5 protein-coding genes are annotated in these 3,878 nt (G+C 68.7%); all 5 read right to left on the reverse strand.

Features of this window, described 5'->3' with window-relative positions; all coding sequences use genetic code 11:
* Window positions 1–510, reverse strand: a 510-nt coding sequence (locus VGB60_RS02435; RefSeq protein ID WP_331036690.1) for a CC0125/CC1285 family lipoprotein, incomplete at its 3' end; no start/stop codon positions are given.
* A gap of 81 nt (window positions 511–591) precedes the next feature.
* Window positions 592–1,176 (reverse strand): LysE family translocator, encoded by a 585-nt coding sequence (locus VGB60_RS02440; protein WP_331036694.1) that lies wholly within the window; start codon window positions 1,174–1,176, stop codon window positions 592–594.
* 116 nt (window positions 1,177–1,292) lie between these two features.
* Window positions 1,293–1,904, reverse strand: coding sequence for a hypothetical protein (locus VGB60_RS02445; protein ID WP_331036691.1), 612 nt, complete (start codon window positions 1,902–1,904; stop codon window positions 1,293–1,295).
* Window positions 1,905–1,987: 83 nt separating this feature from the next.
* Window positions 1,988–2,455 (reverse strand): hypothetical protein, encoded by a 468-nt coding sequence (locus VGB60_RS02450; protein WP_331036692.1) that lies wholly within the window; start codon window positions 2,453–2,455, stop codon window positions 1,988–1,990.
* A gap of 87 nt (window positions 2,456–2,542) precedes the next feature.
* Window positions 2,543–3,775 carry an argininosuccinate synthase gene (locus VGB60_RS02455; protein ID WP_331036693.1) on the reverse strand — a complete coding sequence of 411 codons (1,233 nt, stop codon included), beginning with the start codon at window positions 3,773–3,775 and terminating at the stop codon, window positions 2,543–2,545.
* Window positions 3,776–3,878: the final 103 nt, after the last annotated feature.

Genomic DNA, 3,878 nt, shown 5'->3' on the forward strand with positions numbered 1-3,878 from the left:
GGGGTCGTCGGACGGCTTGGCGCCGCGGCCCATGACGATCTCGGCCGTGGCCTCGTACCGATCGATCTCGCGGATATCGAGTTCAGGACCGAACGGATCCGCCCACGGGCTCCAGGAACCGCGGCGGTAGTAGCGCCACGAGGGGCCCCAGAACGGGCTGTACCGGCTGTAGCCGAAGGGAGTGTACCGGTCACGGTAGAACGGATCCGGCGTGGCCTGCAGCCGCACGTCGCGGTCGGTCGCGCGGTTGACGGTGGCGAACCAGTCGTAACCGTTCTCGGCCGTGACCTCGGCGGCGCGGAGCAGCAGCGCCATCTCGACCTGATCGCGCGAGGTGACCGAATTGCCCGAGAAGCTGACGCGGAAGCGGTCGGCGTCGATCCGCTGCTCGGCGTAGCCGTAGCGGCTGCCGTAACCGGCAGGGGCGTAGGGGGTAGCCGTGGCGCAGGCCGACAGGGCGAGCGTCGCCGCCGCCGCCAGCAGCACGGGCTTGAACAAACGATGTCTCATGGGAGTCTCCTTGAGCCCGTACAAAACGCTTACGCTCCTGAACGGGACATGAACACCAGGGTTCCGGGCCCGGACAAGCCCTTATAATCGTGAGATAATAAGCGCCGCCGCGGCGAGCAGCAGAACGCCCGTGAACAGGGCGAAGCCGCGACGGAAGCGAGTCTCCGACATGCGCCGCGCCAGGGCGGCTCCGCCCAGACCGTAGGCGGACATGCTGATCACATCCATCCCCACCGTGGCCAGGGCGAACAGCGCCAGCTGCGGCGCCGCGGGCCGATCCACATCCATGAACGGCGGCAGCACGGCGGAGAAGAACAGGACGATCTTCGGATTGGCGATCTGGACCATGAACCCGTCCACGAAGGCGCTGCGGCCGAGCCGCACCGCCGGGGCCTCCGCTGCCCCCTCGCTCGTCCTGAAGGCGCCCGCCAGCGCCTTCAGCCCAAGCCAGGCGACGTAGAGGGCGCCGACGATCGAGATCAGGCGGAAGGCTTCCGGGAAGGCGGTGACGAGGGCGCCCAGCCCCAGGGCGGCGGCGGCGAACCACACCAGGGTCGCGGCGTTCATGCCGACCACGCCCGCCAACGCGCCGGCCCTGCCGCGCTGAACGCCGTTGGCGATGGAGAAGACGTTGGCCGGCCCGGGCGTGATCGCCATGACGGCCATCACCCCGAGAAAGGTCAGATAGAGATGGGGATCGACGGGAAGGGTCACGCCCCGCTCGTCACGCGAGGGCGCGGCCGCGTCAAGCCTCAAGAAGCCGGAGAGGCGGCTGACGCCGATCAGTCGTCGTGGTCGTCGTGGTCGTCCTCGGCCGCCTCAGCTTCGACATCCGCTTCGGCATCGCCCACGTCGACCTCCACGTCCGCCAGAGCCGTGTCCACGGAGTCCATCGCTTCGCCCAGGGCGTATTCCGCGACGAGGCCGTAGGTGGCCATGTGTTCAGGGTCGTTGGAGGCCCAGGCGCCGTTGACCGCCACGCCCTGGGCCAGCTTCAGGGCGCCCGAGGCCTCGACCTCGGCCAAGGCTTCGGCCACCACCGCGTCCACGTCAACGTCGGCAAGAGCCTCCGCGACGATGGCGTCGATGTCGATGTCGGCCAGGGCCTCGGCGGCGATCGAGGACGCGTGCTGCGCGGCGACCGCCGTGAAGGCGTCGACATCCGGCTGGTACTCGGCCCACAGCGCCGCCACGCGGGTTTCCCGCTGCAGCTCGGTGAGGCTGGGGTCCTTCGACAGCGCTTCCGCGCGTTCGCCAAAGGATTCCATACGGGCGCCGAAGGCCTCGGCCGCGGCTTCGAGGGCGTCTTCCGACGGCCCGCGCAGGTCGGCGGCGACGGCGGCCGAAATGGGCAGCAGGGAGAGGGCGGCGGCGAGGGAGAGGGCCTTGAACATCGGAAGCTCCTTGAGCGTGTCGGGTCAAGGTCCGCCGATCGGCGTTCATCCTCAAGTGAAATCGCGGTAAGGCAGGGCCGTCGCTACTGGGGACGGACCTCGAACCTGGGCATCAGGGCCTGATCGCGGGTCCGCGCCGGCAGGTTCCGGATCATCTCCGCCCCTTCTGCATTCAACGCGACAATCCGGGCGCGCCGCTCCTCGGGCGCTTCGGCCGCCTGTTGGTCCATGAACGCCGAGAAGTCGCCCGCCAAGGCGTCGGCGGCGGGCTGGTGGCGGGCGACAATGGCGTTCAGCGCCGGAAACAGTTCAGCAAATCTGCCGGGGTCGCTCCTCGCAAGGGCGGCGGCTTCGCTGAAGGCCGTGGCGATCTCGGCCTTTATCTCGGCCTCAAGCGAGCTCATGCGCGCCCCGAACGCCCTCGCTTCGGCAAGCACCCAAGCTTGCCGTTCCGCCGAAGGCGCGGGCGTCTGCAGCGGCCGGGCGACGGCCGCGGGCGCCGCCGCCAGCGTTATGACGGCGGACGCGACCAGGATCAGGCGGATGGACATTGCGGCGGGCTTCCGGACGGAGACGGGTATCGACCAGCCCATCCTGCCGCCGCGCCCGGCATGACGCCAGCCGCTCCTTCGGCGGCGTCAGCCCCGCTCGCGCGCCTCGCGCTTGCCCAGCACCCGCAGGCGGAGCGCGTTCAGCTTGATGAAGCCCGCGGCGTCCTTCTGGTCGTAGGCGACGGCGCCGTCCTCGAAGGTGACCAGCTCCTGATCGTACAGGCTGTTGGCGCTTTCGCGGCCGATGACGGTCGCGTTTCCCTTGTACAGCTTGACCCGGACCGTGCCCGACACGCGCGCCTGCGAGTGGTCGATCGCGGCCTGCAGCATCTCGCGCTCGGGCGAGAACCAGAAGCCGTTGTAGATCAGATGAGCGTATTTGACCGCGAGCTCGTCCTTCAGATGCATGGCTCCGCCGTCGAGCGTGATCGACTCGATGCCGCGGTGGGCGGCCAGCAGGATGGTCCCGCCGGGCGTCTCGTAGACGCCCCGCGACTTCATGCCGACGAAGCGGTTCTCGACGAGGTCGAGGCGGCCGACGCCGTTGTCGTGGCCGTACTGGTTCAGGGCGGTCAGCAGGGTCGCCGGGCTCATGGCCTCGCCGTTGATCGAGACCGCGTCACCCTTCTCGAAGCCGATGGTGATGACGGTCGGCGTGTCCGGCGCCTCCTCGGGCGAGAGGGTGCGCTGGTGCACGAACTCGGGGGCCTCGACGGAGGGGTCCTCGAGCACCTTGCCCTCGGAGGACGAGTGCAGAAGGTTGGCGTCGACGCTGAACGGCGACTCGCCGCGCTTGTCCTTGGCGATGGGGATCTGGTGCTGTTCGGCGAAGTCGAGCAGGTGTTCGCGGCTGCGGAAGTCCCACTCGCGCCACGGCGCGATGACGCGGATGTCAGGCTCCAGCGCATAGTAGCCGAGCTCGAACCGGACCTGGTCGTTGCCCTTGCCGGTGGCCCCGTGACAGACGGCGTCCGCGCCGACCATATGCGCGATCTCGATCTGGCGCTTGGCGATAAGCGGCCGGGCGATCGAGGTGCCGAGCAGATATTGGCCCTCATAGAGTGCATTGGCCCGGAACATCGGGAAGTCATAGTCGCGGACGAACTCTTCGCGCAGGTCGTCGATGAAGATGTTCTCGGGCTTGATGCCCAGCTTCAGCGCCTTCTCGCGCGCCGGCGCCAGCTCCTCGCCCTGTCCCAAGTCGGCGGTGAAGGTCACGACCTCGGCGCCGTATTCGGTCTGCAGCCACTTGAGGATGATCGAGGTGTCGAGGCCGCCGGAATAGGCGAGGACGACCTTTTTGGGCGCGGTCTGGGTCATGAAACGGTCCTTGGGAGAACGCGGGGAGGCGTTCGGCGGCGTTGCGCGCGCTTAAAGGACCAGAAGCGTGGCGATGCAAGGGCGTCTGGGCGGGCGCCAGCGT

The sequence above is a fragment of the Brevundimonas sp. genome (assembly GCF_036399195.1).
Taxonomy (GTDB): domain Bacteria; phylum Pseudomonadota; class Alphaproteobacteria; order Caulobacterales; family Caulobacteraceae; genus Brevundimonas.

Bases quoted from the DNA above. Each gene is read 5' to 3' on its own strand.
- VGB60_RS02440 (WP_331036694.1), bottom strand. From the start codon at position 1,176: ATGGCCGTCATGGCGATCACGCCCGGGCCGGCCAACGTCTTCTCCATC.
- VGB60_RS02445 (WP_331036691.1), bottom strand. From the start codon at position 1,904: ATGTTCAAGGCCCTCTCCCTCGCCGCCGCCCTCTCCCTGCTGCCCATT.
- VGB60_RS02450 (WP_331036692.1), bottom strand. From the start codon at position 2,455: ATGTCCATCCGCCTGATCCTGGTCGCGTCCGCCGTCATAACGCTGGCG.
- VGB60_RS02455 (WP_331036693.1), bottom strand. From the start codon at position 3,775: ATGACCCAGACCGCGCCCAAAAAGGTCGTCCTCGCCTATTCCGGCGGC.